At 64.9% G+C, this 26,471-nt stretch carries 27 protein-coding genes; 8 read left to right on the plus strand and 19 right to left on the minus strand.

What is annotated here, in order from left to right; genetic code table 11:
- Position 1 precedes the first annotated feature (1 nt).
- From cysN to LG047_RS07570, 7 genes are read right to left on the minus strand one after another with little or no spacing between them, the layout of a single operon-like run.
- Positions 2-1,618, minus strand: a complete 1,617-nt coding sequence (gene cysN, locus LG047_RS07540; RefSeq protein WP_227966147.1) for a sulfate adenylyltransferase subunit CysN — start codon at positions 1,616-1,618, stop codon at positions 2-4.
- 1 nt (position 1,619) lies between these two features.
- Positions 1,620-2,537, minus strand: a complete 918-nt coding sequence (gene cysD / locus LG047_RS07545) for a sulfate adenylyltransferase subunit CysD (RefSeq protein WP_036283502.1) — start codon at positions 2,535-2,537, stop codon at positions 1,620-1,622.
- Positions 2,537-3,295, minus strand: a complete 759-nt coding sequence (locus LG047_RS07550; protein WP_227966148.1) for a phosphoadenylyl-sulfate reductase — start codon at positions 3,293-3,295, stop codon at positions 2,537-2,539. Before LG047_RS07550 ends, cysD begins: the two co-directional genes overlap by 1 nt.
- Positions 3,292-3,798, minus strand: coding sequence for a DUF934 domain-containing protein (locus LG047_RS07555; protein WP_227966149.1), 507 nt, complete (start codon positions 3,796-3,798; stop codon positions 3,292-3,294). Before LG047_RS07555 ends, LG047_RS07550 begins: the two co-directional genes overlap by 4 nt.
- A complete protein-coding gene (locus tag LG047_RS07560; protein ID WP_227966150.1) occupies positions 3,782-5,506 on the minus strand; it encodes a nitrite/sulfite reductase in 1,725 nt (574 codons plus the stop codon). Before LG047_RS07560 ends, LG047_RS07555 begins: the two co-directional genes overlap by 17 nt.
- Complete coding sequence (locus LG047_RS07565; RefSeq protein WP_227966151.1) at positions 5,503-5,820, minus strand: DUF2849 domain-containing protein; 318 nt, start codon at positions 5,818-5,820, stop codon at positions 5,503-5,505. The genes LG047_RS07560 and LG047_RS07565 overlap by 4 nt, the downstream gene beginning before the upstream one ends.
- Positions 5,820-6,191 (minus strand): 2Fe-2S iron-sulfur cluster-binding protein, encoded by a 372-nt coding sequence (locus LG047_RS07570; protein WP_227966152.1) that lies wholly within the window; start codon positions 6,189-6,191, stop codon positions 5,820-5,822. The genes LG047_RS07565 and LG047_RS07570 overlap by 1 nt, the downstream gene beginning before the upstream one ends.
- Before the next feature lie 278 nt (positions 6,192-6,469).
- Here LG047_RS07570 and LG047_RS07575 point away from each other — a divergent pair, with 278 nt between their 5' ends.
- From LG047_RS07575 to LG047_RS07585, 3 genes are read left to right on the plus strand one after another with little or no spacing between them, the layout of a single operon-like run.
- Positions 6,470-7,321 carry a hypothetical protein gene (locus tag LG047_RS07575; RefSeq protein ID WP_192815602.1) on the plus strand — a complete coding sequence of 284 codons (852 nt, stop codon included), beginning with the start codon at positions 6,470-6,472 and terminating at the stop codon, positions 7,319-7,321.
- Between the two features lie 39 nt (positions 7,322-7,360).
- Positions 7,361-8,074 (plus strand): hypothetical protein, encoded by a 714-nt coding sequence (locus tag LG047_RS07580; protein WP_036283515.1) that lies wholly within the window; start codon positions 7,361-7,363, stop codon positions 8,072-8,074.
- A 9-nt stretch (positions 8,075-8,083) separates the two neighbouring features.
- Positions 8,084-9,133 (plus strand): aldo/keto reductase, encoded by a 1,050-nt coding sequence (locus LG047_RS07585; protein WP_227966153.1) that lies wholly within the window; start codon positions 8,084-8,086, stop codon positions 9,131-9,133.
- A 3-nt stretch (positions 9,134-9,136) separates the two neighbouring features.
- Here LG047_RS07585 and LG047_RS07590 read toward each other — a convergent pair whose 3' ends face one another.
- Positions 9,137-9,772: a YqgE/AlgH family protein gene (locus tag LG047_RS07590; protein ID WP_051134522.1), complete on the minus strand. Its 636-nt coding sequence runs from the start codon at positions 9,770-9,772 to the stop codon at positions 9,137-9,139.
- 109 nt (positions 9,773-9,881) lie between these two features.
- Here LG047_RS07590 and LG047_RS07595 point away from each other — a divergent pair, with 109 nt between their 5' ends.
- Positions 9,882-10,682 (plus strand): protein-disulfide reductase DsbD domain-containing protein, encoded by an 801-nt coding sequence (locus tag LG047_RS07595; protein ID WP_227966154.1) that lies wholly within the window; start codon positions 9,882-9,884, stop codon positions 10,680-10,682.
- Positions 10,683-10,686: 4 nt separating this feature from the next.
- On the opposite strand, the gene LG047_RS07600 is transcribed toward LG047_RS07595, so the two are convergent.
- Genes LG047_RS07600 through LG047_RS07630 form a run of 7 tightly spaced genes read right to left on the minus strand, consistent with a single transcriptional unit; the run spans position 10,687 to position 16,238 of the window.
- Complete coding sequence (locus LG047_RS07600; protein ID WP_036288061.1) at positions 10,687-11,985, minus strand: glycosyltransferase family 2 protein; 1,299 nt, start codon at positions 11,983-11,985, stop codon at positions 10,687-10,689.
- 7 nt (positions 11,986-11,992) lie between these two features.
- Entirely contained in the window at positions 11,993-13,132 is a 1,140-nt protein-coding gene (locus LG047_RS07605) for a glycosyltransferase (RefSeq protein ID WP_227966156.1), read from the minus strand.
- A gap of 17 nt (positions 13,133-13,149) precedes the next feature.
- Complete coding sequence (locus LG047_RS07610; RefSeq protein WP_227966157.1) at positions 13,150-13,941, minus strand: SDR family oxidoreductase; 792 nt, start codon at positions 13,939-13,941, stop codon at positions 13,150-13,152.
- Positions 13,938-14,345 carry a MaoC family dehydratase gene (locus LG047_RS07615; RefSeq protein ID WP_227966158.1) on the minus strand — a complete coding sequence of 136 codons (408 nt, stop codon included), beginning with the start codon at positions 14,343-14,345 and terminating at the stop codon, positions 13,938-13,940. Before LG047_RS07615 ends, LG047_RS07610 begins: the two co-directional genes overlap by 4 nt.
- Positions 14,342-14,740 (minus strand): hypothetical protein, encoded by a 399-nt coding sequence (locus tag LG047_RS07620; protein WP_227966159.1) that lies wholly within the window; start codon positions 14,738-14,740, stop codon positions 14,342-14,344. The genes LG047_RS07615 and LG047_RS07620 overlap by 4 nt, the downstream gene beginning before the upstream one ends.
- Positions 14,730-15,962 carry a beta-ketoacyl synthase gene (locus tag LG047_RS07625; RefSeq protein WP_227966160.1) on the minus strand — a complete coding sequence of 411 codons (1,233 nt, stop codon included), beginning with the start codon at positions 15,960-15,962 and terminating at the stop codon, positions 14,730-14,732. Before LG047_RS07625 ends, LG047_RS07620 begins: the two co-directional genes overlap by 11 nt.
- Positions 15,963-16,238 (minus strand): acyl carrier protein, encoded by a 276-nt coding sequence (locus LG047_RS07630; protein ID WP_051134195.1) that lies wholly within the window; start codon positions 16,236-16,238, stop codon positions 15,963-15,965.
- Positions 16,239-16,521: 283 nt separating this feature from the next.
- On the opposite strand from LG047_RS07630, the gene LG047_RS07635 reads away from it, so the two are divergent.
- Complete coding sequence (locus tag LG047_RS07635) at positions 16,522-18,387, plus strand: methylmalonyl-CoA mutase family protein (RefSeq protein WP_227966161.1); 1,866 nt, start codon at positions 16,522-16,524, stop codon at positions 18,385-18,387.
- Positions 18,384-18,782 carry a hypothetical protein gene (locus LG047_RS07640; RefSeq protein ID WP_036283541.1) on the plus strand — a complete coding sequence of 133 codons (399 nt, stop codon included), beginning with the start codon at positions 18,384-18,386 and terminating at the stop codon, positions 18,780-18,782. The genes LG047_RS07635 and LG047_RS07640 overlap by 4 nt, the downstream gene beginning before the upstream one ends.
- 36 nt (positions 18,783-18,818) lie before the next feature.
- Here LG047_RS07640 and LG047_RS07645 read toward each other — a convergent pair whose 3' ends face one another.
- The 4 genes from LG047_RS07645 to LG047_RS07660 form a co-directional block, all read right to left on the minus strand.
- On the minus strand, positions 18,819-20,126 hold the full coding sequence (locus LG047_RS07645) for a murein L,D-transpeptidase (RefSeq protein WP_370635023.1): 1,308 nt from the start codon (positions 20,124-20,126) through the stop codon (positions 18,819-18,821).
- 222 nt (positions 20,127-20,348) lie between these two features.
- Positions 20,349-20,912 (minus strand): LemA family protein, encoded by a 564-nt coding sequence (locus LG047_RS07650; protein WP_227966162.1) that lies wholly within the window; start codon positions 20,910-20,912, stop codon positions 20,349-20,351.
- A 111-nt stretch (positions 20,913-21,023) separates the two neighbouring features.
- Positions 21,024-21,761 carry an arginyltransferase gene (locus tag LG047_RS07655; RefSeq protein ID WP_227966163.1) on the minus strand — a complete coding sequence of 246 codons (738 nt, stop codon included), beginning with the start codon at positions 21,759-21,761 and terminating at the stop codon, positions 21,024-21,026.
- 65 nt (positions 21,762-21,826) lie between these two features.
- Positions 21,827-22,309 (minus strand): RDD family protein, encoded by a 483-nt coding sequence (locus LG047_RS07660; protein WP_227966164.1) that lies wholly within the window; start codon positions 22,307-22,309, stop codon positions 21,827-21,829.
- 175 nt (positions 22,310-22,484) lie between these two features.
- Here LG047_RS07660 and LG047_RS07665 point away from each other — a divergent pair, with 175 nt between their 5' ends.
- Together LG047_RS07665 and LG047_RS07670 are read left to right on the plus strand one after the other, a co-directional pair.
- Complete coding sequence (locus LG047_RS07665; RefSeq protein ID WP_227966165.1) at positions 22,485-23,708, plus strand: histidine decarboxylase; 1,224 nt, start codon at positions 22,485-22,487, stop codon at positions 23,706-23,708.
- A 143-nt stretch (positions 23,709-23,851) separates the two neighbouring features.
- Positions 23,852-26,467 (plus strand): DUF2235 domain-containing protein, encoded by a 2,616-nt coding sequence (locus LG047_RS07670; RefSeq protein ID WP_227966166.1) that lies wholly within the window; start codon positions 23,852-23,854, stop codon positions 26,465-26,467.
- The last annotated feature ends 4 nt before the right edge of the window (positions 26,468-26,471 follow it).

The raw sequence follows: 26,471 nt of genomic DNA on the forward strand, positions 1-26,471 counted from the left end.
CCTAAAGGCCCGCCTCGTCGAGCGCCGAGGCCCCTTCAGATCCGCGCAACCGCGACCATGCGCGCTCGTGCAGATAATGGATCACCGCCAGCGCGAAGGTTTCCGCCATCGCGATCTGTCCCGCCAGCGACGCATCTTTCACGAACGCGAAAGCGATTGCGAAAGTCGCAACGCCCGCAACGAGCGCAAAGCTCAGCGACCGGGCGATACGTCCCGAGACCGTCGTCGCCTCGCGCACGGGCGCCACTCCTTCCATCGAGGCGTAGCTCAGCTCCGCCAGCGCTGGCGCGACGCGGCCGCTGGACGAGGCGACCGTCTTCACCATGCCGACGGCCACCGTCTCATTGGTGATGCGGTCGATCAGGATGAAGCCGCCCGTCTCGCGATTCTCGACATAGGGATCGCAGGCGACGACTGTTTCGAGTGAGAGCTTCGCCTCGCCAATTTCGTTGAAGGCGAGCGTCTCGCCCTGGGCGACCGGCGCGGCGAGTCCGGTCTCGATCTCGATGCGCGAGTCGACAGCGGAGACGCTTGCGGGCGTGAGCTTCGTTCCGATCTTGAGCAGATAACCTGCGCCGACTTTCAGCGGCTCGCGCACGAGCCAGAGCAGTTTCGCCTCCAGCCGGTCCCCCACCTTGGCGGGCGAAACCGGCGACGACAGCATGTCGCCGCGCGAGCAGTCGATTTCCTCGGCGAGCGTGACGGTGACGGACTGGCCGGAGACCGCGCTGTCGAGATCGCCATCGTAAGTGACGACGCGCGAAATCCGCGTGTCGCGGCCGGCGGGCAGGATGCGCACGATGTCGCCGGGACGGATGTTGCCGCCGCTGATGAAGCCGGAGAAGCCGCGGAAATCGAGGTTCGGCCGGTTCACCCATTGCACCGGCATGCGGAAGGGCGCGATGCGCGTCGTGTCCTCGACCGCGACGCTTTCGAGATAGGACAGGAGCGGCGGGCCGTCGTGCCAGGGCATGTTCGTCGCGCCGCCGTGAACGAGATTGTCGCCGTCCTTGGCGACGAGCGGCAGAACATAGATCGATGCGAAGCGCAGATTCTCCGCGAATGCGCGGAAGTCCGACTCGATCTTGCGGAACACGTCCTCGCTATAGCCGACGAGGTCCATCTTGTTGACGGCGACAACGACATGGCGCACGCCGAACATCGACGTGATGACGCTGTGCCGGCGCGTCTGCGGGAGAATGCCCTTGCGCGCGTCGACGAGCAGGATCGCGAGGTCGGCCGTGGAGGCGCCGACCGCCATGTTGCGGGTGTATTGCTCGTGGCCGGGCGTGTCGGCGACGATGAACTTGCGCTTGTCGGTCGCGAAATAGCGATAGGCGACGTCGATGGTGATGCCCTGCTCGCGCTCGGCCGCAAGACCGTCGACGAGCAATGCGAAGTCGAGATCGTCGCCCTGCGTGCCGTGCTTCCGGGAGTCGGTTTCGAGCGCGGCGATGAGATCGTCCGGCGCGAGGTCCGCGTCGTAGAGCAGGCGGCCGATCAGCGTCGACTTGCCGTCGTCGACCGAACCGCAGGTGATGAAGCGCAGCAGCGGCTTTTCGCTGGCCTGACTGGTCGAGACGCGTGCGGGCTCTGCAGTGACGACGGCGCCGTGCATGTCAGAAATAACCTTCCTGCTTCTTCTGCTCCATGGAGCTGGAGCCGTCGTGATCGATCAGGCGGCCTTGCCGCTCGGAGGAGCGGCTTTCCCGCATTTCCGTAATGATCTCTTCGAGAGTGGCGGCGTTGCTTTCGATGCCGCCGGTCAGCGGATAACAGCCGAGCGTCCGGAAACGCACCATCTTGCGCTCGATGACTTCACCCGGCTCGAGCTTCATGCGCTCGTCGTCGACCATGATCAGCGTGCCGCTGCGGCGCACGACCGGGCGCTCCTTGGCGAAATAGAGCGGCACGACCGGAATGTTCTCGCGCGCGATGTAGTCCCAGATGTCCGCTTCCGTCCAGTTGGACATGGGGAAGATGCGCAGGCTTTCGCCCGGCGCCTTGCGCGTATTGTAGAGTCGCCAGAATTCGGGCCGCTGATTCTTCGGGTCCCAGCGATGCTGCGCGGTGCGGAAGGACAGCACGCGCTCCTTGGCGCGGGATTTCTCCTCGTCGCGCCGCGCGCCGCCGAAAGCCGCGTCGAATTTATATTTGTCGAGCGCCTGCTTCAGCGCTTCGGTCTTCATGATCTCGGTATGGAGCTTCGAGCCGTGCGTGAAGGGGCCGACGCCCATCTCGATGCCCTTGGGATTGATGTATTCGATGAGCTCGAGTCCCCACTGTTTCGCGATATTGTCGCGAAACTCGATCATCTCTCGAAACTTCCACGTCGTGTTGATGTGCATCAACGGGAACGGCGGCTTCGATGGGTAGAAGGCCTTCATGGCGACATGCAGCATCGCCATGGAGTCCTTGCCGATCGAAAAGAGCATCACCGGCCGCTCGCATTCGGCGACGGCCTCGCGCATGATGTGAATGCTCTCGGCCTCCAGCCTGTCGAGATGGCCGAGAGAGCGGGTGGCGATGGCTGTCATCAAAACGTCTCCTCGGCCTTTTGCGGCGCCGGGCCGCGGCGCAGAACGCCATCCTCGCCGACATGCAGGCCGCATTCTTTCTTGTCGTCCGCCTCCCACCACCAGCGGCCGGCGCGCTCGCTCTCGCCGGGCTGCACAGCGCGCGTGCAGGGCGCGCAGCCGATGGAGAGAAATCCCCTGGCGTGAAGCTCGTTGATCGGGACGGAAAACTCCTCCACCGCGGCGACAACGTCCTCGCGCCGATAATCGGCGAGCGGATTGATCTTCAAAACCTTGTGGCCGGCGTCGAAAGCGACGAGCGGCGCATCGGCGCGCGCGTCGGACTGGTCGGCGCGCAGGCCCGTCACCCAGGCGGAGACGCCGGCGAGAAGGCGCGACAGCGGCTCCACCTTGCGCACATGGCAGCAGGCCTTGCGCGCTTCGACGGATTTATAGAAGCCGTTGATCCCCTGCTCCTCGATCAGCGCTTCGAGCGGTTCGGCCTTGGGATAAACGGCGCGAATGCGGCGCGCGTAACGCGCTTCGGTCTGCTCCCAGAGTTCGTAGGTCTCGGGAAAAAGCCGGCCCGTGTCGATCGTCACGACGTCGATGTCGAGCCCCTGCGTGAAGATCGAATGGGTGATGAACTGATCCTCGATGCCGAAGCTCGTCGTGAAGACGATGCGCCCGGGGATGAACTCCCGCGCCAGCAGCAGACGGTGATGGAGATCGAGCGGCGCGAGACGCGGCTCGAGAATTTCAGCGATGGAAGCAGTCATTTCGCCGCCGCCTTCCGACGAGCTTCGAGAATGGAGCCCGGCGCGACATAGCCGCGCTGATAGCTGCGCGCATGGGCGGCGCGGGCCGCGGCCCACTGCGATTCATCCTGACGCTCGGCGAGATCGTCGGGGATTTCGACCGTGTCGAAGCCGCAGCCGAGCGCATGGGCGTATTGGTCCGCGAGCAGACGCCCGCTCGCGCGCAATTCGCCATTGAAGCCGGCGCGGCGGATGAGACGCGCAAGCGAGAAGCCGCGACCGTCCGCGAAGGCGGGAAAAACGATGGAGACGAGGCCGAGGCGTGGCAAGGCGCTCGCCAGCGCGGAAGGCTCCGTCGTGTTCGGCACGATGACGCCGAGGCTCGCGCCGGGAGCGAGCGCTTCGAGCGAATGTTCGAGACGCGGCAGCGAAACGATGATCCTGCCGTCCTTCGGCAAGGCCTCTTCGTCGGCGAGCCGGCGCCAGCCGTCCTCGATGAAGCGGCCGTCAGATATCAGCGCCATCTTCGCCCTCCCGCCGCACGGCGCTCTTGAATCGCGCATGGCCGACGCGCCGCCATGTTTCGATGAATGTCTCGCTTTCGCGTCGCTCGGCGAGATAGAAATCGACGATGTGCTCGATCACGTCGGGAACCTGGTCCGCCGTCACGCCCGGACCGAGAATTTCCCCGATCGACGCGGAGAGCGTCGGATCGCCGCCGAGCGTGATCTGGTAGGATTCCTGCCCCTTCTTTTCGAGGCCGAGAATGCCGATCGCGCCGACATGGTGATGGCCGCAGGCGTTGATGCAGCCCGAAATCTTGACGCCCAGCTTGCCGATGCGGCGCTGACGCGACAGGTCGGAGAAGCGCTTCGAGATCGCCTGCGCGACCGGAATCGATCGCGCCGTCGCCAGCGAGCAGTAATCGAGCCCCGGGCAGGAGATGATGTCGGAGACGAGGCCGGCGTTCGCCGTCGCCAGTCCCGCCTCGTCCAGCATGCGCCAGAGCGCGAACAGATCGTCCTGCTTCACATGCGGCAGGATGATGTTTTGCTCGTGGGAGACGCGCAATTCGCCGAAGCCGAAGCGCTCGCTCGCCTCCGCCAGCACGCGCATCTGCTGCGAGGTCGCGTCGCCCGGAATGCCGCCGATGGGCTTCAGCGACACGGTGACGATGGCGTAGCCCGGAACCTTGTGGGGCGCGACATTCACATCGACGAAATTGCCGAAGGCCGGCGTCTCGATCCGCGCAGCGCGCAGCGCCTGCGACTCGGCGGGCAGCGCTTCATAGGGCGGCGGCGCGAAATAGGCCGCGATCCGCGCGAACTCGGCGGGATCGTAGGAGAAGACCGAGCGATCCATCGAGGCGAACTCCGCCTCGACGGCGGCGCGGACCTCGTCGATCCCCTTCTCGTGAACGAGGATCTTGATGCGCGCCTTGTATTTGTTGTCGCGCCGGCCGAAGCGGTTGTAGACGCGCATGATCGCTTCGAGATAGGCGAGCAGATCGGCGCGCGGCACGTAATCGCGGATCACCTTGCCCACGAAAGGCGAGCGCCCGAGGCCGCCGCCGACCACGACCCGATAGCCGATCTCGCCGGCGCCGTTCTTCACGATCGCGAGGCCAATGTCATGCACCATGATCGCGGCGCGATCATGCCCGGCGCCCGTCACCGCAATCTTGAACTTTCGCGGCAGGAAGGAGAATTCGGGATGGGCGCTCGACCACTGACGAAGGAACTCCGCCGTCGGGCGCGGATCTTCGATTTCGTCCGGCGCGACGCCGGCGAAATGATCCGAGGTGACGTTGCGGATGCAATTGCCCGAGGTCTGGATGGCGTGCATCTCGACCTCGGCGAGCGCCTGCAGAATGTCGGGCGTATCGACGAGCTTGGGCCAGTTGTACTGCAGGTTCTGGCGCGTGGTGAAATGGCCATAGCCGCGATCGTATTTGTCGGCGATGTCGGCGAGCCGGCGCATCTGCCGCGCGGTGAGCGTGCCATATGGGATGGCCACGCGCAGCATATAGGCGTGGAGCTGCAGATAGAGCCCGTTCATCAGACGAAACGGACGGAATTCGTCCTCCGTCAGGGCGCCGGAGAGACGGCGGCGCACCTGCTCCCGGAACTCCGCGACGCGTTCGCGCACGAAGGCGGCGTCGAATTCGTCGTAGCGATAGGTCGTGGTGGGCGCGTTGGGACGCGTCAGCGCCTGCGGATCATGGGCGGTCATCTGGCGCCTCCTGCGGCCTGCTTGCCGAGATCGAGACGCACGCTCGGTCCCTTGATCCGCATCTTCTCGCGATAATGGAGCGGCGTCGGAACGCCGTCCGCGCCGATTTCGACATCGGCGAGATAGACGTCGACGACGTGATTGGCGGCGATCTCGGCCTTGCCGAATTGTTCGAGCGTGGCGGCCTCGTCCTTGTCGCGGGCGACGCGGGCCCTGGCGTGGTTGCGCTCCCAGCCGTTGGCCCCGAGAAACAGCACCTCGCCGTCCGCGAGATCGGAGGCAAGGAGGATTTGCGGATTTTTCAACGTGGACATCACGTCTCCTGCGCGATCTTCAGCGAGAGGCCGCTCATTTCGTCCGACCAGATGATCTGGCAGCAGAGGCGCGAGTTTTCGTAAAGCATCGGCAATTCGTCGAGCTTTTCCAGTTCGTCCTCGCGCGGCGGCGGAACCCGCTTCGCCGACTCCGCGTCGAGCACGACATGGCACTCCGCGCAGGCGAGGGCGCCGCCGCAGGTGTTCTCCATGCCCAGACCATAGTCGCGCAGGATTTCCATCAGCCGCCAGCCCTCGACGGCCTCGAGCTCATGGATCACGCCATTACGGTCCTCGACGCGCAGAACCGGCGTCTCGGGCTGCGGCTGCGGGTTGGGCGGGTCCGCGACAATATCCACTGCAGTGCTCATACGCTTGCTTTGCTCACGGCGGATGGACGCTCCTTCGGCGCGCCCGGCGTTCGGTATTTCGAACGTTTAATACTCTAAATCGGCCCGATGTCAATTCACTTAAAAATGAGGCGCAATAAAAATATATTACATCAAAAATATGTTGTTTTTGCCCGCCGTCATGCGCATGGCGCAGGAATCAACTAGTGAGGGCATGACAAGCGACCGCAAACTATGCTTGGTAAGAATCTCGCAAGGATTCGAGGCGGCGCACGTTATAGAGTGCTATAGGAGACCGCATGGTAAAGAGACCGCTCAAACCCACCAAGGAAATCTCGCCTCCGAAAAAGGAGACGGAATCGCGTCGCGACATTCGCGAAACCGCGGCGTCGCAGCAATCTTCAGGAGCCTTGATGAAACCGACCGTCATCGTCGTCGGCGCCGACAAGGGTGGCGTCGGCAAGACGACCATTGCGCGCGCCGTCCTCGATTTTCTCGCCCTCAACAGTATTCACGCGCGCGCGTTCGACACCGAGACGCCCCGCGGCACGCTGCATCGCTTCCATCCCGAGGAGACGATGATCGTCGATCTGACCTCGACCTCGGATCAGATGAAGATCATCGATACGCTGAACACGTCGCAGGCCAAGGTGAGCGTCATCGACGTGCGCGCCGGCGGCCTAAGCCCCGCTCTCGAGGCGCTGGACGAGATCGGCTTCTTCGACGCGGTCAAGGCCGGCGAATTCCGCTTCATCCTGCTTCACGTCATCGGCCCGTCCATCGCCTCGCTCGACGAGATCGCCGAGATCGCGCCCTATATGGCCGACGCGAATTATTTCATGGTCAAGAACCACGTCAACGACACCACATTCTTCGAATGGGACCCGCAGACGCACGCCAAATATTTCGAGGAAGTGCAGACGACCGGGGAGATCACCATCCCCAAGCTGGGCGAACTCGCCTATGAGCAGGTCGAACTCGCGGGCACGCCCTACTCCACCTTCATCGCCAACCAGACGGCGGAAGGCGAGCAGGCGGACCACTCCTTCGTTCTGCGCGGCTACGTCCGCACATGGCTCGCGCGCGTCGCCGACGAATTCGAGCGGGTCGGGCTGCTCGACCTGATAAACAGCGGGGGCAAGGGGCGTTAAGGCGGCGGCGGCGTCGCCTGTCGCATCCGCGAGGATCAAATGAGACGCCGCACCCTCGTCTTCTTCGTCTGTTCGCCACACTCCCGCACCGGCGTCACGACGACGGCGCGGCTTCTCACCGACTACTATCTCTCGCGCGGCGTCGGCGTGGAGGGGTTCGACACCGACTCACGCGAGCCCTGCTACGCGATGTATTTCCCGACGCTCTCGCAGGTCGTGGACATCGACGAAATCAGGGGTCAGATATCGCTCTTCGACCGACTCCTCGTTCCCGACGAGACGCCCAAGATCGTCGACGTCTGGGTTCGCTCCTACGACCGCCTGTTCTCGACGATCGCCGAGATCGGCTTCTTCGAGGAGGCGCGACGGCTGGGAATCACGCCGATCCTGCTCTTTCAGGCCGACTCCACTGAGTCGGCCGCCCGCAACGCCCTTCTGCTGAACACGACATGGCCCGAGCTGTGGATGACCGTCGTCCACAATGAGGGCGCCGCGCCGCTCGGCGCCGAAGCGATGGAAATCCTCTCGCGCTACCCGGCGCGGGGGAAATTCGTGATCCCGCGGCTCGAAGCCCCGATCGCGCGGACGCTCGACGATTTCCAGCTGTCGCTGTCGGAATTTCTGGCGGAGCCCCCGCTCGACATGTCGATCGTGGTGCGCGCCGCGCTGAAGGCGTGGCTCGCGCCGATCTTCACCCAGTTTCAGAGTTTCGAACTCAGGCTCGAACTTCAATCGAGCCAGTTCCTCCGTTAGGGGAGCGACATGGAATACCGCCGTCTCGGAACGACCGACCTTTCCGTCTCCGCCATTTGCCTCGGCTCCATGACCTGGGGCCAGCAGAATACGGTAAGCGAAGCCCATGCGCAGCTCGATTACGCGCTCGCGCGCGGCGTCAATTTCATCGACACGGCGGAAATATATTCGATCCCGCCGCGCCGCGAGACGCAGGGCTCGACCGAGCGCATCATCGGAAGCTGGCTCGCCGCGCGAAAGAACCGCGACAGGGTGATCATCGCGACGAAAGTCGCCGGTCGCGGCGACGCCAACTGGCTGCGCGAAGGCGGCGCGGGCACGGTCCTCGACGCGAAGAACATACAATACGCGATCGAGGGGTCGCTGAAGCGGCTGCAGACGGATTATGTCGATCTGTATCAGCTGCACTGGCCGGACCGTTCGCTCCCGCTGTGGGGCGCGGGCGGCACGACCTACCGCCGCCCGAGCAAGCGCGCGGAAGTTCCGATCGAGGAAACGCTGGAAGCGCTCGCCGGGCTGGTGAAGGCCGGCATGGTTCGCCACATCGGCCTTTCCAACGAGACGCCCTGGGGCGTCGCGCGTTTCCTGCGCGCCGCCGAACTCGGGCGCGGCCCGCGCGTCGTCTCGATCCAGAACGCCTACAACCTCATCAATCGCACCTTCGAGATGGGCCTTGCGGAATTCGCCGAGCGCGACGCCGTCGGCCTTCTCGCCTATTCGCCTCTGGCGCAGGGCTATCTCACGGGCAAATATCAGGGCGGCGCGCGGCCGCCCGGCGCGCGCACCACGCTCTTCGAGCGGGCGCAGCGCTATGAAAAGCCGGGAGTGGAGGCGGCGATCGACGCCTATCTTGCGTTGGCGCGCGACATCGGCGTCGATCCGGCGCAACTCGCCATCGCCTATGTCACCTCGCGGCCGTTCGTGACGTCGAACATCATCGGCGCGACGACGATGGCGCAGCTGAAGACGGACCTCGATTCGGTGGAGGTGAAGATCACGCCGGAAATCGAGCGGCGGATCGACCAGATCCACCAGCTGCACAGCAATCCTGCGCCGTAACCGTTACGCGTGCCCCGCGCTCGACGAAAGCCGCTCCAGATCGATCCCGATGGAGCGCAGCGCGCGCCTGTATTTGCTGTCGAGGTCGCGATCGAAGAGCAGCTCCGGATCGGCCGGGCAATGAAGCCAGCCATTGTGCTGGATTTCGTCCTCGAGCTGCCCGGCGTCCCATCCGGCATAGCCTAGCGCCAGCAGCGCGTGGTGCGGGCCCTCGCCAGCGGCGATCGCCCGCAGAATGTCGATTGTCGCGGTGAGCGACACGCCGTCGTCGATCGGCAGGGTCGAATTGTCGAGGAAGAAATCCGGCGAATGCAGCACGAAGCCGCGGTCGGTCTGCACCGGGCCGCCGGACAGCACCTGAATCTCTTCGGCGCGGCGCGGCAGGCTGATGCGCTCCTGCGGGGCGATCACCTGCAGCTGCACGAGGAGATCGGGGAAGTTCTTCACCCGCGCCGGCTGGTTGACGACGATGCCCATGGCCCCGTCTTCCGAATGGGCGCAGAGATAGATCACCGACCGCGCGAAACGCGGATCCGCCATGCCGGGCATGGCGACGAGGAGTTGCCCGTCGAGATAGCGGCGTTCTCCGCCGCGCGGGCCGCCGCCCACCGGTCGATCCAAATCTTGCTTCCTGCCCATTGCGCTCATAATTTCATGCTACGCTTGCCGCGCTTCCTTCACAAGCGGCGATAATGCGGCGGGCGCGATAACCGCCCCGAAAACAACGCCCGAGACGAAGCAGGAGCCGATGAAGCGCGCCTTCCCCACATATATAGCGGTTTTTCTGGCGACGACCGTGCTGACGCCCGCTGGCGCCGCCGAGGCGGATTTCGCCTCGCCCCCGTCGAAGGGCGCCGTCTCCGCCGCGCGACTCCTCGCGGCCGGGCCGGCGCAGGGCGGCGTCTATCGCGCCGGCGTCGAGATCGACCTCAATCCCGCGACAATCACCTATTGGCGCCAGCCCGGCGAAGCCGGCTCGCCTCCGGTCTTCGATTTCTCCAGATCCGTCAATGTGGCGAGGGTCGAAACCTCCTTCCCGGCCCCGAAACACATCGACGAGGCCGGAACAATCGTCGCGGGCTATGACGGGAAAGTGGTTTTTCCGCTGAAAGTGACGCCGCAGGACCCCAAGGCGCCGGTCACCCTCAATCTGACGCTGGATTACGCCGCCTGCGGCAAGATCTGCCTGCCGGCGAAGGCGGAACTGTCGCTGGCTTTGCCCCGCGCGGGCGCCTCGCCCTTCGCGGCCGAGATCGCGGCGGCCGAGAAGCGCGTCCCGCAGAAGGTCGGCGCGGCGGAAGCGAAGAAGCGGCTGGCGCTGCGCAAGGAGGACGCGCAGGATTCGTGGCGTCTGAGCTACAAGGGCCCCGGCAAGGCGCAAGACGTCTTCCCCGAGGTGGCCGAGCCGCTCTTCATCGAGAGCAAGCGCGACGGGGCCGATTTTACGCTGACGCTCTTCTCGACCGGGGCGAAGCCCAAGGCCGCCGACGCAACCATCACGGTCGTCACCGACAAGGAGGCTTTCGAGGCGCCGGCGCGCCTCGAATAGGGTTTTACTCCGCCTCGACATCCACGGGCGCGGGCCCGGTCTCGCGGTCGAGCTTGGGCGTGCGCTTGAAGGTCGATTTGCGGCCGCGCAGCGTCTGCAGGATTTTCGCGCCATTGGCGAAGGCGAGATAGATGAAGAGCGGCGGCACCGACCCGACGGTTTTGGCGTAATCCGCCACCGTGCCGCGCTTCAGCGCGAGATAGGGCGGCAGCGTCATGCCGAGGGCGACCATCAGCGTCATCACGACGACGAGCTCTAGTATGCCGTAGTAGGGCGCGAGCGAACCGTGAAGGATCGCGCCGATCACGAAGGCGATCAGGCCGATCGCGGCGGCCGGGAAAAAGATCTGATGGGCGATGAGCGAAATCGCCAGCACGCGCTTGGACAGGCTCCAGGGCGATCGCCAGATCGGAACGATGGTCTTCTGCGCGACCTGCACGAAACCATTGGACCAGCGCCGCTGCTGGCGGCGGAAGTCGCGGATGCCCTCCGGCACCTGGCCGGGAATCGGCGGCTCCGAAACGAAGAGGCCGTGCCAGCCCTTGAGTTCGGCGCGCACGGTGAGATCGAGGTCTTCGCATAGCGAATAATCCGACCAGCCGCCCGCGTCCTCGATCGTCGCGCGACGCCAGATCCCGCCCGTGCCATTGAACTGGAAGAGCCAGCCGGCGTGAGCGCGCGAGCGCTGCTCGATCATGTAATGCCCGTCCTGCACCAAGCCCTGCGCACGGGTGAGCCAGTTGGTTTCGTAATTCTGGAATTCGCAGCGCGACTGCACGAAGCCCGCGCGGTCGTCGGTGAGAAAGAGCGGCACGGTGCGCCTGAGCCAGTTCGGCGGCGGACGGAAGTCCGCGTCCAGCATGGCGATGAAGGGCTCGTCCGTCAGCGTGAGGCCATGGGCGCAGGCGCCGGCCTTGAAGCCGGAGCGATCCGCCCGGCGGACATGGTCGATCACCGTTCCGCCCGCGCGCAACTCCTCCGCCACGGCCGCGGCGCGCGCGCTCGTCTCGTCAGTGGAATCGTCGAGGAGCTGAATGCGGAGCTTGTCCTTCGGCCAGTCGAGCTGCGCGACGCAGCGCAGCGACTGCTCGGTGACGAGCGGCTCGTTGAACACGGGGATCTGCAGCAGCACATGCGGCAGATCGGCGTCGGCGCGCGCCGGCGCTTCGGGATCGCGCACGCCGCGCAGCTGATCATAGAGAAAGCGGCCGATCACGACGAGATAGCCGAGACCGATCGCAACGAGGATCAGGGCGCAGGCATACGCGACCGCGTCGACCAGAAATTGGAGGAGTCCGAGCAGCAAAAGGCTATCCTTCTTCGTGCGGGGTCGGCGCCGGCTGCGCAGCCGCGCGCGCGTGGACCGTATCCTTCGCCCAGACCACCCGGTCGGTCATCCAGGCGTTCACCCAGACCGCAAGCATCATCGCCTCGCGTATAATGAAAACCGCGGGCGCCGCGTAAGATAACTGCCATCCTTTTGCCATGGAAAGCAATGTCTCCAAAGCAAACCACACCGCAAATGTGACGAGCGCCCCCGAAATCGGGCTCAAATCGACCATCGGCGCGGCGACGGCGCCCGCCGCAACCGCTGGAAGAGCTTGGCAGATCGGCTCCGCGAGGAAGGAAATCAGCTCGTCGTTGCGGCGTATGACGCTCCAGCGCAATTGACGGTTGTAGACATCGCCGAATTCGCGCGCGCCAAGCTCCTGCCGCACCGGCCGATGTGAAAAAACGGGTTTCTGACCGATTCGCCGCATGGCCTTGGCGAGGGCGTTGTCCTCGCCGACGGTGTGCGAAATGGCGCCGAAGCCGCCGGCCCGAAGGAAGTCCGAGCGGCGAAAGAGCATGATCTTGCCGACGCCGTGCCCCTGCCCGAGACAGGAGGCGAGGAACAGCATGCGCGCATGCGGCCCGTTGATGATCGCCGCCTCGACATGGGCGGCGAAATTGTCGAGCCGCGCGCAATAGGGAATGGCGCAGACGAGGCCCACATCGTCATTGAGCTGTTTGAGATGCTCCGCGAGCGCGTCCGGCTCCAGCAGGACATTGGCGTCCTTCATGAAGATGACGTCGTTTTCGGCCTGCATGAAAGGCGCATACAGATTGTCCACCTTCGGGCTCGCCGCGAATTTCGCGGTCGAGCGAAGGATGCGGGCGGGAACGTCCGGATGGCGGGCGAAGATCTCCCGCATCTTCGCGACGGCGGGCAAGGCGAGATCGGCGGCCGCGACCGTCACTTTGAAATCCGGATAGTTCTGCGCCAGCGCCGATTCCTGCGTGCGCTCGAACTCCTCCTCCAGCAGTTTCACCGGCAGCACGATCGAGACCGGCGGCTGGTCGCGCCGCCTCGCGCGCCGCGCCGCGAGCCAGGGCTGCGCGATCGTGGCGACGACGGAAATGACCAGAAGCGCGATCGCGACCACCCAATAGACGGCTGCAAACCACATGAGGGCGAGACCCGCCGTCACGACGGTTCGCGCTCGCTGGTTTCGGGCACCTCGACATGGAAGCGCCGCATGACGCTGTCGACCAGACCCGACGGCAAAAGGGTGAAGAAGCGCATTGCGAAATACATGTATCGCGGAAAGGCGATGACGTTCTTTCTTCGCTCCAGTCCGCGCTTGATGATTTGCGCCGCCTTCTCGTCCGAGATCGCGCCCGGCTGCCAGGACTTGGTGCGCGCCGACATGGGCGTCTCGACGAAGCCCGGAACAATCAGACTGACCCGGACGCCGTACGGCGCCAGCCGTCCGCGCAGGCAGTCGGCCCACATGTGAACGCTGGCCTTGGCCGCGCAATAGGAGGGCGAATAGGGAAGGCTGCGCACGCCCGCCATGGAGCCGACGATGACGATCTGCCCCCGCCCGCGGTCGCACATGGCCTCGATCGCGGGCTCGACCGTGTTGAAGACGCCCGCCACATTGATCGCCAGCATGGCCCGCACGGCTTCCGGCGTCTCCAGAACCTGCCCGGGCGAGAGCCCGGTGGCGACGCCCGCGTTGGCGAAGAGCACGTCAATCGGCCGCGCCGCATGGGCGGCCTGCACGAGCCTCGCCATGGCTTCACGGTCGCGCACGTCGGCGACGCGCGTCTCGACATCCGAGGCGCCCGCCGCGCGGCAGGCCTCCGCCGCGGCCTCGAGCCGCGTCCTGTCGCGCCCGAGGAGGCAGAGGCTCGCGCCATCCCTGGCGTATGCGAGCGCCAGCGCGCGGCCGATGCCGCTCGAGGCGCCGGTGATGAGAAGTCGCAGGGTCATGCTCCGGAAGTCGCGGGTCGCAGCGTCGCCTCGCCGATGATCCCCGGCGTGCGCGCCGCGCCATGGGCGAAAAGGCGCAGGAAAACCTTCGTCTCCGATGCGCGCAGGACGCGGCCGGAGAGCGTCACTGTCTCGCCGCGCAGGATCGGCTGGATGAATTTGCCCGAAAGCCCGACCAGAACGAGGTCGCCGCGCCATTTCTTCAGCATCGGCTCGAAGGCCGCGAGCAGCTTCATTCCATGCACCGGCGGCGCGGCGAGGCCGATCTTCGCCGCGAGCGAATCGTCGAGATGCAGCGGATTGTCGTCGCCCGAGACCGCCGCATAACGCTCGAGCGCCTGCGCGTCGAAGGGGCCGATCACAGTCTCCGGCAGCTTGTCGCCGACCTTGATCGCGACGCTCATGATGCGCTCCCCAGTCCCGCGCGCGGCACGAGGCGCAGCACGGTCTCGATTCGCGCGACGCGCGCGCCGGCCGGCGTCGCGACAGTCGCTTCGAGGACGAGGCGCGGCGGCGTTTCCTCGCGTCGCATCGTCACCGACACATCATAGCTCTCGCCCGCGACGAGCGGCGTCTCATAGTCGAAGCTCTGCGATTCATGGACGGGCACGACGTCCAGCGCCGCGCACAAATCCTTCACCCGGTCGAAAAGCGCGGGATCAGTCAGCCAGAGGGCCGGATAGCAGAGCGGGGGCGCGCCGCTCCCGTCGCCCCCGGTCTCGTGTCCATAGGCGCGCGCGCGCTCGGGGTCGACGCGAAGCCGGAATGGTCCGAGCGTGGTCGGCGCGTCAGGCGGCATGGCGGACAATCAGCACGGCGTTGATGCCGCCGAAGGCGAAAGAATTGGACATGGCCGCGCCGATGCTGTGCGGGCGCGCCACATTGGGCACGGCGTCGATGGGGCATCGGGGATCGTGTTCGAGGAAATTGATCGTCGGCGGGACGGTCTGCTCGCGCAGCGCATGAATCGTGATGGCGAGCTCCAGACCGCCGCTCGCGCCGAGCGCATGGCCGTGGATGGGTTTCGTCGAGGAAACCGGAACCTCTCGCCCGTAGTCTGCGAAGACGCGCAGGATCGCTTCCGACTCCGTGATGTCGTTGGCGTGCGTCGCCGTGCCGTGGGCGTTGATGTAATGAATGTCCCGCGGCGTGAGCCCGGCGTCCGCCAGCGCCGCGGAGATGCAGCTCGACGCCCCGTCGAGATCCGGCCGCACGGGATCCTTGGCGTCGCTCGTCGTGCCATAGCCGGCGAGTTCGCAGAGCGGCTCATGGCCGCGCGCGCGCGCCGACTCCGCCGTCTCCAGCACGAACACGGCCGCGCCCTCGCCGAGCGACATGCCGTTGCGCCCCTTCGAGAAAGGCCGGCAGAGATTGGGGGTCATCACCCGGAGGCCCTCCCAGGCGCGGATGGTGGCGTTGATGACACACGCCTCCGCGCCGCCCACGATCGCCTTGTCGACCATGCCGGAGCGGATCATCTGCATGCCGAGGCCCACCGACTGGCTCGCCGACGAGCAGGCGCTTCCGATGGCGAAGGTGGGGCCGAGCGCCTTGAAGCGCGCGCCGATCGTTGTCGGCATGGCGCTCGGGATCAGCTTGGGCACGCTCAGCGTCTCGGGACGCGTATGTTCGACATAATATTTGTAGATGCCGTCCTCGATGGTCGTCATGCCGCCGATGCCGGTGCCCAGAATCACGGCGGTGCGCGGCCCCGCAATGTCCATGCGGCCGAAGCCCGCCTGCGCCATCGCCTCATCGGCTGCGACGACCGCGAATTGCGTGAAGGGATCGCAAAAGGGCAGAACTTCCGGCTCGATATATTCGGCCGGGTCGAAATCCGGCACCTGCGCCGCGATCTTGATCCGCCCGTCATAAGGCCGCTCGGTCTTCAGCTCGCGAACCTGGCTGACGCCGTCGCAGGCAGCCTCCCACAGCTTGCGCGCGCCGACGCCGGAGGCGCAGACCGCGCCCATGCCGGAGATGACGACGCGGCGTCCTCCGTCCGCCCGCGAATCCGCCATTTACTGGTTCTCACGCTCTTTCTGGATGTGCTCGGCGATGGCGCTGATCAGGCTCTCCACCGTCTTCGCCTCCTGCAGCGACCCGTCCATGGGGATGTAGACGTTGAACTTTTCCTCCAGCGCCGTGAGGATCATGACGATGTCGACCGATTTCAGGTCGAGGCTCTCGATTGTCGCGTCGGGCGTGACCTTGGTGCGGTCCACCATGCCCTCGGAAGCGATCACTTCGATGATTTCTTCCTTGAGCCTGGCGATGTCTTGCGGATTATCTGTCACGAATCCCTCCGTTAGGGGTCTGGCCGTCTGAAAAGGCGACGGCGGCCGCGCGGCGCATTGACGCAGGGCGTCGGGATCTGGCCCGGATGGGCGGCGACCCGCGCGGCGACTGGCGCGGTCGAGCCCCGCAGGCCGGCGCTTCCCCCGCCCTGCGGGCGGCCTCGACTTGGTTACGGGTTTTGAACGGGAAAATAAAGCCCGACGGCTTTCTGCCGATTAGCAGTGGCCAAAAGCCGGCGCTTCGTGGCAAAAGGCGCGCAAAACATGAGGGGTCGAGACCAAAATGACTGCGCATGAGACAGCGATCGCCGGAGTTTTTCCACAGCCGACCGAAGAACAATGGCGCAAACTCGTCGACAAGGCGCTGAAAGGCGCGTCCTTCGACACGCTCGTCTCGAAGACCTATGGCGGCGTCGCTCTCGCCCCGCTCTACCCCCGCGCGGCGGCCGCCGGCCCGCGCGCCCTGCGCCGCACCCCCGGCCGCTGGTCGATCCTCGGCCGCGTCGATCTCGCCGACGCTGACGCCGCCAACCGCTTCGCCATCGAGGACCTCGAAGGCGGCGCCGATGGTCTGCATATCGTCTTCGCGGGCTCTCAGGGCGCCTATGGCGGCGGCCTGACGAGCGACAGCGACGAGACGATCGGGCGTCTCCTCGCCAATGTCCGGCTGGATTACGGCATCCCGGTGCTGGTCGAGGCGTCGCCCCGCGCGCCCGGCGCCGCCGCCGCGATCGTCCGCCTCGTCGACAGCCAGCACATCGACCCGTCCATCACCCGGATCTCTCTGGGCTACGACCCGCTCGGCCTGCAGGCGCTGCACGGCTTTGCGCCGGCGCCATGGCCGCAAGAATCCAAGGCCTTCGCCGCCGCCGCGAAAGCCGCGGCCGCTGCCGGGTTCACGAGCGGCGCCGTCGTCGCCGACGCAAGGGTGATCCACGCCGCCGGCGGCGAGGAGACGCAGGAGCTCGCTTTCGCCCTTTCGGCGGCGGTCGCCTATCTGCGCGCGCTGGCCGACAATGGCCTCGACCTCGAAACCGCCCGCGCGCTCATCGCCTTCCGCCTCGCCGCCGACGCCGACGAATTCCTGGGCGTCGCGAAGTTCCGCGCGATCCGCCGCCTCTGGGCGCGCGTCGAGGAGGCTTGCGGCCTCACGCCGAAACCGGCGCTGATCTTCGCGGAGACCGCCTGGCGCATGATGTCGCGTCGCGACCCGTGGAACAACATTTTGCGCGGAACGCTCGCGACCTTCTCGGCGGCCATCGGCGGCGCCGACACGATCACCGTCCTGCCCTTCACGCAGGCGCTCGGCGCGCCGGACAGCTTCGCCCATCGCCTCGCCCGCGACACGCAGCTGGTCCTTCAGGACGAATCCCATATCGACGTTGTCGACGATCCGACGAGCGGCGCCGGCGGCTTCGAGACGCTGACGCAGGAGCTTTGCGAGCGCGCCTGGGCCGCGTTCCAGCAGATCGAGGCCGAGGGTGGATTGCCCGCCTCGCTGGAGAAGGGAACCTTCCAGGGCCGTGTGGCGGAGACCGCCGGCGAGCGAGCGAAAAAGGTCGCGCGCGCCCGTGAGAAGATCATCGGGGCCAATGAGTTCCCGGATATCCACGAGAAGGCGCTCGATGTGCTGGCGCCCTTCGACGCCTCACGCCAGAACGCCGAGGCGCCGGCCGGCGCGCTGAAGACGGCGGCGCTCGCGCCCCGCCGCCTCTCCGAGCCTTTCGAGCGGCTGCGCGACGCGTCCGACGCCCATGCCGCAAAAACAGGCGCCCGCCCGCGCGTCTTCCTCGCCAATCTCGGCTCGGTCGCGGCTTTCACCGCGCGCGCCAATTTCGCCAAGAACTTCTTCGAGGCGGGCGGCGTCGAAGCGGTCTTCGGCCCGGAAACCGATTCGAGCGCGGAGATCGCCGGGGCTTTTCGCGATTCTGGCGCGAAACTCGCTTGCCTGTGTTCGTCGGACCGGATTTACGGCGATATGGCGGAGGCGGTCGCTATCGCTCTCAAGGGCGCGGGCGCGAAGCTCTATCTCGCCGGCCGGCCGGGGGAACTGGAAGACCGGCTGCGCCGCTCGGGCGTCGGCGAATTCATCTATGTGGGCTGCGACATGCACGACGTGCTGCAGCGCGCCCTCGAGGAGGCCAAATGAGGTTCTGGCTTTTGACGCTGGCGGCTTCTCTCGCCGCCAGTGGGGCCCTCGCCAAGCCGCGCAAGCCGAAACATGAAGGGGCCGAAGCGGCTGTCGCTTCCCCGGGCGACCCGAACGGCGTCTGGACGATCGAAGCGTCGACGAGCGTCGGGAATTGCCCGGCGTTGATCCCGACCGGTCTTCAGATTTCCGGGAACAGGATTGTTTCGGCGGCCGGCGCTGAAGTCTCGACCTGGGGCTATGTCGACGGCGAGGGCAACATCGTCGCGCGCTTCACGGGGAGCGGGGACCGCGTCGCGCGCTTCCATGGTCAGCTGCGCGGGGGCAAGGGCTCGGGGGCCTGGTCGTCCTCGACCGACATGTGCGGCGGCGCGTGGCGGGCGTCGCGCGGCTGAAGCGCGCGGCGATCCCGCCCAACCGCGAATCGGCGCTCAGTTCTCTTCGTCTTCACGCGGCAGCAGAGGCTCGCTGCGCACCTGCCTCGGCGCGGCGGCCTGCTGCGCGGCTGGCGGCGGGGTCATTTCCGCCGCGCGGGAGACGCCGAGCCCGTCGCGCTGATAGATATCGTCGCGGAATTGCGTAACGCCGTCCGGCGCGCCCCAGGCGGTGACGTAAACCCAATAGACCGGCACCGGCGGGGTGATCTTCACATCGACGCGCTCGCCCGAAGCGATCACCTGATCGATATGGTCGCGGTCCCAGCCGGGAGTCTCGCGCAGCAGGAACGCCACATAGTCGCGCACGTTCTGCAGGCGGATGCAGCCCGAGGAGACGAAGCGGAAGTCGTCGCCGAAGACGCCCTTGGCCGGCGTGTCGTGCATATAGACGCCGTAAGGATTCGCGATGTCGATGCGCACCACGCCCAGCGAGTTGAAGTCTCCGCCGATGTCCTGGCGGAACTTGTAATTGAGCGCGTCGAGCGAACGCCAGTTGATCTGCTCGGGCTGCAGCTCCTGGCCTTCCTTGTTGTAGACGCGGATGTGGTTGTCGTGCAGGTAGTTCGGATCCGCCTGCATCTTCGGGATCAGATCCTTGCGGATGACCGAGGCCGGAACGGTCCAGAACGGATTGAAGTTGACCTGGATCGCCTTGGTCTGCATCACCGGGGACTGTCGGTCGATCTTGCCGACGCCGGCGATGTGATGGGTCACGACCTGACCGTTCTCCACGGTCTCGACGGTGGCCGCCGGTATGTTCGCCGTGACATATCGGTTGCCCAGATCGCGCGAGAAGCTGCGCAGCCGCACGAGATTGGTCTCGAGCTGGCGCAGGCGCGTTTCCGCCGGCACATTCAGCGCCGCGAAAGTCTGCTGGTTGACGACGCCGGTTTCGATGATGCCGTGGCGGGCCTGAAAACGGCGCACCGCCGCTTCGACATAAGAATCGAAAATCGGGCTCGTGCCGGTCTCGTGACCGATGTCGCCGGAGACGATCAGGCGTTTGCGCAACGCCGAAACGGCGGGGCTGCTGACGCCGAGCCGCAGCTGATGGCCCGCGGGCACCTGGGGCCAGCCGCCATTGGCGACGATCTCGCGGAATTGTTCGATCGCGGCCTCCGTCGCCGCGACGGTCTGTGTGGACAGGATCGGCGTCGTCGAGCGGGAAACGGTCAGACGCGCGTCGGCGTCATAGCGCTGCGCCCATTCCGCCTGCCCGTCATAGTCGGAGCCGGCGAAAGCCGGCGCGCCGGCCGCCAGTGAAAGGCCGAGAGAAAGCTGGAAAATCGCTAGTTTGCGCACCAATCGCTCCAGTCGCAGTCGAGTCGCCGGCGATGTCGCGGCGGGAAAACGGAAAGCGGCGCCGGCCCACGGCCGCGCCGGCTTTCAATTCACTTGAGCATCTTTAAAGTTAACAAGGCGCGAATAGTCCGGCGATTTTGTGTCTGTACTCGCCGGTTTCCGTCCGGGCCGGCGCCCGAAGACGCTCGAAACCGGGCCGAAGGCCGATATTTTGTCGCCTCTTCAAGCCCTTAGCGCCACCGGTTCATCGACCGGCGAAAGCTCGACGCCAACGTCGTAGAAGGAGCGGCGGGCGAGGTGCAGCCGCCCGGCGAGGAGGCCGGTCGGGAACTGTCGCAGCGCGAGATTATAGTCCTTCACCGCCAGATTCAGGCGCCGGCGCGCCGCGGCCAGCTCGGACTCGGCGTGGGCGATCCGCCTGCAGAACGCGTCGAACTCGTGGGAGTTTTGCAATATCGGAGAAGACTCGGCGATGATCAGCAGTCGGCGCACGCCTTCGCCCAGCGTCGTCTCCGCGAGGATCTGGGCTTGCGGCGTCGTTGCGCGCAGCGCGGCGGCCCGGGCCTTCAAGACGAAATCGAATGTGTCGCGCTCATCCTGCGTGAAGGCGCGCACGGCGTTGAAGAGGTCCGGCAGAAGCGCGTGACGCGCCCTGAACTGGCTGTCGATGTCGGCCGCCGCCTGATCGCAAAGCGCTTCGAGCGCCCTGAGACGGCGGTAGGCGACCAGCGCAAAGCCTGCGGCGCCGGCAAGGCCCGCAAGTGTGATCCAGGACAAAAACGCCATGAGCGGGCCCCCTCCCCCAGCCGCAGTCTCCTGCCTGGATTTCTAGAGAGCGCAATCAAAAGATAGCGTTAGGAAACGCAGTTAGCGATTGGTAAACACGTCTTTCGCGCTCTACCCCGCCCGCGTCCACCCGTCCATGCCGAGCCGCTCCTGGGGCAGGAAGCGCGCCTTGTAGGCCATCTTGCGCGACCCCTCGACCCAGTAACCTAGATAAAGGTGCGGGAGGCCCGCGGCCCGCGCCCGCGCGATGTGGTCGAGGATCATGAAGGAGCCGAGCGAGCGTTCCTCGAAATCCGGCTCGTAGAACGAGTAGACCATGGACAGGCCGTCGCCGAGCCGATCGGTGAGGCAGCAGGCGACCAGCCGATCAGCGTCGCCGCCGGGCGCGTCGGGCGCGAGGCGATACTCGATCAGCCGCGTGTCCACATGGCTGTCCTCGACCATCATCTGGTAATCGACCATGCTCATGTCCACCATGCCGCCGTCCGAGTGGCGCGCGCCGACATAGCGCCGGAAGAGCGCGTATTGCTCGGGCGTCGCGCGCGCCGGCCGGCCCTCGCCGTCGACGTCCATGTTGCGGCGCATGATCCGCCGATGGCCGCGCGAGGGGATGAATTCGTCGATCTTCACGCGCACGGACACGCAGGCGCGGCAATTCTCGCAGGCCGGGCGGTAGGCGATGGTCTGCGACCGGCGAAAGCCGGATTGCGTAAGCGTATCGTTGAGCCCCGGAGCCCGCAGGCCGATGAGATGGGTGAACACCTTTCGCTCGGCGCGGCCCGGCAGGTAAGGGCACGGCGCCGGCGAGGTGAGATAGAACTGGGGCGCGTCGCGAGGTTCCTTCGTCACGCTCGTCTCGATGATTGCTCGTCATTCAGCATAGGGCGGGAGAGCCCGCCGCGCCAATGCGTAAATTACGCAGAACGCCTCAATACGATGACGTCGGCAAGCATATCGTGCAGGCACCGCTTGTCTCTCGCGACCAGCGAGACGAGGAACAGAGGCGGCAGCAGCCATGTGACATAGAACAGCACGGCGTGCACCGCCGCCTGCAGGAAGGGGACGGGCTCGCCCTGCATGGTTCGCATCTCGAGGTCCATGAAGGCCATTCCGGGAGTCGCCATGCGCCATCCCGAAACGGTCAGGCCGTTGTAGAAGAAAGCCACGATTGGAAAGAGCGGCGGCAGCAGAAAGGCCGACATTCCGGCGCTGAGGACGAAGAGCGCCACGAACAACGCCGCCGACAGCCCCGACACCAGAATGAAGTCGAGGCAAACCGCGAAGATTCGGCGCGTTCGCACGCCCTCGAGCGCCTGCGGCGGAATATAGGGCGCGGCCGGCGCTTCCCGCTCCGGGGCGCCTGTCGTGTAATCCTTGCGGAAATCGCCGTCGCTCATCGTCTCATCGCTCCTCGCGCCCGGTGGGCTTCGCGAAATGTCGGACGAAAGCGCCGCGCTTTCAAGGTGAGGCTCATGCACGCCGGTCGCAATTTCATTCGCCGCCCTTATTTATAACCGGTAGAGCGGCGCCGGTCGGCGGACGGTCGGCGCGCCTGCGGTCAGGAGCCGACATATGCGGAACAGGGTGCGCGCGGCGGAAACCGGAATCGAAGAAAACGTCCCGCGCCGCGGGGCCGGCGCGCTCGACGCCGCGAGCGTCGCCCGCCTCGACCGGCTGCATGACGAGCTTCAGGCGCGCGCCGCGACCATGATCGGCTATCCGACGAACTTCTGCTTCGACTATCCCGAGCTCGAACGCTTCCACGCCTTTTCGCTCAACAACGTCGGCGACCCGTTCGACGACAATCTCTACGGGCTCAATACGCATGAATTCGAGCGCGAGGTGATCGAGTTCTTCGCGCAGCTCTACCACATCCAGAAGCCCAATTACTGGGGTTACGTCACGAATGGCGGGACGGAGGGCAACATGTACGGCCTCTATCTCGCACGCGAGATTTGCCCCAATGGCGTCGTCTATTTTTCCGAGGACACGCATTACAGCGTCATGAAGATCGTGCATGTGCTCAACATGAAGCACATCGTGCTGCGCTCGCAGGAGAACGGCGAGATGCGCTACGACGATCTTTCGGACATGCTGCGCTTCAACCGCGACAAGCCGGCGATCCTGCTCGCCAACATCGGCACGACGATGAAGGGCGCCATCGACGACCTTGGCAGAATCCGCGCCGCGCTTCACGACAACGCGATCCACCACCATTACATTCATTGCGACGCCGCGCTGGCGGGCATGACGCTCCCCTTCATGAAGGACGCGCCGGCTTTCGACTTTGCGGCCGGAGCGGATTCGATCGCCGTGTCGGGCCATAAATTCATCGGAATGCCGACGCCTTCCGGCGTCGTCGTCGCGAGGCGCAACAATGTCGAGCGCGTGAAGTCGGCGATCGAATATATCGGCGCCTCTGACACGACAATTTCCGGCTCGCGCAACGGCCTGTCGACGCTGATGCTGTGGCGCGCGATACATGCGCTTGGCCGCAAGGGATTCGAGGCGCGCGTCAGGGCCTGCCTGGACCAGACGCAATATGCGCTCGCGCGGCTCGCCGGCGTCGGCTGGCCGGCTTGGGCCAATCGATGCTCCAATATCGTCGTGCTGAAACGCCCGCCGCAAGAAATCGTTCGCAAGTGGCAGCTCGCCGTCAAGGATGAGCTCGCCCACATAATCCTGATGCCGCATGTCGGCCCCGCCCAGATCGACGCCTTCGTCGATGACCTGAGCCGCGTCGCGCCGGCGCACGAACCACGCCGCGGACCGCAGGGGCGACGCCGGGCGGCGTGAGGATCGGAAGGAAAAATTCGAAGGATCGAAGGACCGCCTGAACGCAGCTTCACACTTGTGTCGCTGTGACAAAAAACAGTTGCAGTTCGTTCTCGAATGCGTAAATCTGCTTTCATTGTCCCAACTATTTTTTAGAGACCGCCATGTTCAAGACAATCCTTCTCTTTTCCGATGGAACCGGAAACAGCGCATCCTCGCCTTTCAAGACGAATGTTTTTCGTGTCTACGACTCGCTGGACATGTCGCCCGAAAAAGGCCAGATCGCCTATTACGACGATGGCGTCGGCTCCTCTTCGCACAAAATTCTCGCCGCGATTGGCGGCGCCTTTGGCGTGGGCCTGAAAAGAAACGTCCTCGATCTCTTTAAATTTCTGACACGCCATTACGGCGATGCGCGTTCTGCGGGAGTGACGCCGACGATTGCCTGCTTCGGCTTCAGTCGTGGCGCCTTCACCATCCGCGTGCTTGTCGGAATCGTCCAATCACAGGGGCTTCCAATCCACGCCAAAAGCGAAGCGGAGCTGGATCGACTGGCCCGGCGCGCCTACAACGCCTATCGCAAGGAGAATTTCCGCACCGCCCTCAGAATTGAAACACCGCTTCGGGTGATACGCGACAAGATATACGATATTTTGGACCGCCGAAGATATGGCGCGACATACCAGGAAACAAAACGAGAGAATAATATAAAAATCGATTTTCTCGGGTTATGGGACACCGTGGGCGCTTACGGTATGCCGGTAGACGAATTGCGCATCGCAATCGACAGACTCATTTTTCCGATGACTTTCAGCAATTTCGATATTGCGCCGAATGTTGCTTGCGTCCGCCACGCACTCTCCATCGATGATGAAAGAAAGTCTTTCAGGCCAGTCCTCTTCGACGACGCCGTGGATCGCAGCAATTCCCGCCGCGCGCGGGAGGCGTGCGTCTCGAAGTTCCTGTCGGAAAACGGCGGCCAGGAGAGCGCCGAAGCGAGAGCAAGGGCGGAGGACGAGGCATGGAGAACCGTCACCGAGCGATCTGTTCAATTATGGTTCCCCGGAGTGCACGCAAACGTCGGCGGCGGATACCCCAACGACACGATGTCCTTGTTGCCGTTGAAATGGATCATGCTCGAGGCGGGACAACATGGCGTTTGCTTCCGGCAACCGGTCATCGATGAAATCAACGCCAAAGCGACCGCCTTTGGCCAGATCTACGACTCACGCGCGGGCGTGGGCGTGCTTTATCGATACAAGCCGCGCGATATCAACGAATTCATGCGCGAAAGCCGCAAGCGCGTCACCGAGGCGCTCAAAGCGGGCAAGGATGATGCGCTTCGTCCCGATGAAGTCGATTATCTGCCGCTCGTCCATGAAAGCGCAATCTTCCGCATGGCGGTCGATTTCGACGGTTATGCGCCGATCGCGCTGCCGGAGGAGTGCGGCGTCGTCTCCGAACGGGGACGCATTCAGAAACTGGCGGATTATATCAATTCCGCGAAAGACCGCGCCGGCCGGTTCGCCCGCTCCGAATATGCCGACATAGAGGGGCGAATGGCGGCGATGGCGGCGGCAGTCGGCAGGCTGAAAACGCCGTCGCGCGACCAGTTGGAATGGATTGACTCGGCCGTGTGGTGGCGCGGACTGTATTACGTTTGCACGGTCGTTTCGCTCTCCGTCCTGCTGACATTGCCTTTCGCCAAATTGTTCTCGGGGCTTGATTTGACCGCGGGAATCAGGGCCAGGCTCGCCGAAACGATCGGCGCGTATATTTCGCCGACGATAACTTCTGCAATCGATCGATATGTTGGCGGCGCCGTCTCTCTGCTGAGCGGCATGGTCGACTGGATCATGGACACAGCGGCAAAATTCGCCCCGCCTTTTTCGGAATACTGGCTCGACGCGTTTCGCGCGCATCCGGTCGTGTTCGCCGGATGCATGCTCATCGGTCTCCTGTCCTGGCGACAAGGCGCCAGTCTGAAGAGCGAGATTGCCGACAGATCACGTATCGCGTGGGGAATGATGGAGAGCCCCCAACTGCCCGGAACGCCCCTGCTGGAGCGCATTTCGAATTTACTCCGGAAATTTCCGGCGGTTCGCGCGATCAAGACCACGGTGTATCCGGCCCTCCCTTATGCCGTCGTGTTGGTGGGTGTGCTCCTGGCTGTTGTGATGGTCGACCATGTGGTGTTTTTGGGCGAGTCATATTTCGGCGCTGTGTGTGAAGGCTCGGTCGACGCCAAGCGTCTTTCCACACCGACACAATTCGACTTTCCGATCGACGCCCCCTGCCATCGAAGCGCGCTGCTGCTGGAGAAGGGCCGAAGCTATGTGGCGCGCTTCGAGCTTTTGCAGCCCTGGACAGACGACTCTCACCCGGCGACTTCCGCCGGCCTGGACTTTTCGAATCTCGACGGCTCGGAAAAAATGAAATATCTCGCCGGGATCTTCTTTCGGCGAGAATGGTTGCAACCCTGGCTCAAGCCCATGATCCGGGTTGGCGAGAAGGGGGACGCGGAATTCGCTGTCGATGCGGACGCGTCTTCGACGGACGGCGCAGCAAGGCAGGAACTCTCCATAAAGTTCAAGGCGCCAAATGACGGCGAACTCTTCGTCTTCGTGAACGACGCCTACACCGGCTTTCTCCCCATCGCCTGGCTTACCGGGAAATATTCCTCTAATTCCGACAGCTCCTGGCGACATAGCTATGGCGACAACAAAGGCGCCGCTCGTGTCACGGTGACGGCGCTCGCGCCGGAGGAAAGCGGGGATTAGTCCC

This window comes from Methylocystis sp. WRRC1 (assembly GCF_020733155.1).
Taxonomy (GTDB): domain Bacteria; phylum Pseudomonadota; class Alphaproteobacteria; order Rhizobiales; family Beijerinckiaceae; genus Methylocystis.

What these genes read in the sequence shown, in the direction of transcription:
- LG047_RS07560 (WP_227966150.1), bottom strand. Translation starts at nt 5,506, where the DNA reads ATGACCGCCCATGATCCGCAGGCGCTGACGCGTCCCAACGCGCCCACC.
- LG047_RS07665 (WP_227966165.1), top strand. Translation starts at nt 22,485, where the DNA reads ATGCGGAACAGGGTGCGCGCGGCGGAAACCGGAATCGAAGAAAACGTC.
- LG047_RS07555 (WP_227966149.1), bottom strand. Translation starts at nt 3,798, where the DNA reads ATGGCGCTGATATCTGACGGCCGCTTCATCGAGGACGGCTGGCGCCGG.
- LG047_RS07575 (WP_192815602.1), top strand. Translation starts at nt 6,470, where the DNA reads ATGGTAAAGAGACCGCTCAAACCCACCAAGGAAATCTCGCCTCCGAAA.
- LG047_RS07660 (WP_227966164.1), bottom strand. Translation starts at nt 22,309, where the DNA reads ATGAGCGACGGCGATTTCCGCAAGGATTACACGACAGGCGCCCCGGAG.
- LG047_RS07605 (WP_227966156.1), bottom strand. Translation starts at nt 13,132, where the DNA reads ATGTGGTTTGCAGCCGTCTATTGGGTGGTCGCGATCGCGCTTCTGGTC.
- LG047_RS07570 (WP_227966152.1), bottom strand. Translation starts at nt 6,191, where the DNA reads ATGAGCACTGCAGTGGATATTGTCGCGGACCCGCCCAACCCGCAGCCG.
- LG047_RS07615 (WP_227966158.1), bottom strand. Translation starts at nt 14,345, where the DNA reads ATGAGCGTCGCGATCAAGGTCGGCGACAAGCTGCCGGAGACTGTGATC.
- LG047_RS07670 (WP_227966166.1), top strand. Translation starts at nt 23,852, where the DNA reads ATGTTCAAGACAATCCTTCTCTTTTCCGATGGAACCGGAAACAGCGCA.
- LG047_RS07640 (WP_036283541.1), top strand. Translation starts at nt 18,384, where the DNA reads ATGAGGTTCTGGCTTTTGACGCTGGCGGCTTCTCTCGCCGCCAGTGGG.
- LG047_RS07650 (WP_227966162.1), bottom strand. Translation starts at nt 20,912, where the DNA reads ATGGCGTTTTTGTCCTGGATCACACTTGCGGGCCTTGCCGGCGCCGCA.
- LG047_RS07595 (WP_227966154.1), top strand. Translation starts at nt 9,882, where the DNA reads ATGAAGCGCGCCTTCCCCACATATATAGCGGTTTTTCTGGCGACGACC.
- cysN (WP_227966147.1), bottom strand. Translation starts at nt 1,618, where the DNA reads ATGCACGGCGCCGTCGTCACTGCAGAGCCCGCACGCGTCTCGACCAGT.
- LG047_RS07590 (WP_051134522.1), bottom strand. Translation starts at nt 9,772, where the DNA reads ATGGGCAGGAAGCAAGATTTGGATCGACCGGTGGGCGGCGGCCCGCGC.
- LG047_RS07550 (WP_227966148.1), bottom strand. Translation starts at nt 3,295, where the DNA reads ATGACTGCTTCCATCGCTGAAATTCTCGAGCCGCGTCTCGCGCCGCTC.
- LG047_RS07580 (WP_036283515.1), top strand. Translation starts at nt 7,361, where the DNA reads ATGAGACGCCGCACCCTCGTCTTCTTCGTCTGTTCGCCACACTCCCGC.
- LG047_RS07620 (WP_227966159.1), bottom strand. Translation starts at nt 14,740, where the DNA reads ATGCCGCCTGACGCGCCGACCACGCTCGGACCATTCCGGCTTCGCGTC.
- LG047_RS07635 (WP_227966161.1), top strand. Translation starts at nt 16,522, where the DNA reads ATGACTGCGCATGAGACAGCGATCGCCGGAGTTTTTCCACAGCCGACC.
- LG047_RS07625 (WP_227966160.1), bottom strand. Translation starts at nt 15,962, where the DNA reads ATGGCGGATTCGCGGGCGGACGGAGGACGCCGCGTCGTCATCTCCGGC.
- LG047_RS07565 (WP_227966151.1), bottom strand. Translation starts at nt 5,820, where the DNA reads ATGTCCACGTTGAAAAATCCGCAAATCCTCCTTGCCTCCGATCTCGCG.
- LG047_RS07585 (WP_227966153.1), top strand. Translation starts at nt 8,084, where the DNA reads ATGGAATACCGCCGTCTCGGAACGACCGACCTTTCCGTCTCCGCCATT.
- cysD (WP_036283502.1), bottom strand. Translation starts at nt 2,537, where the DNA reads ATGACAGCCATCGCCACCCGCTCTCTCGGCCATCTCGACAGGCTGGAG.
- LG047_RS07610 (WP_227966157.1), bottom strand. Translation starts at nt 13,941, where the DNA reads ATGACCCTGCGACTTCTCATCACCGGCGCCTCGAGCGGCATCGGCCGC.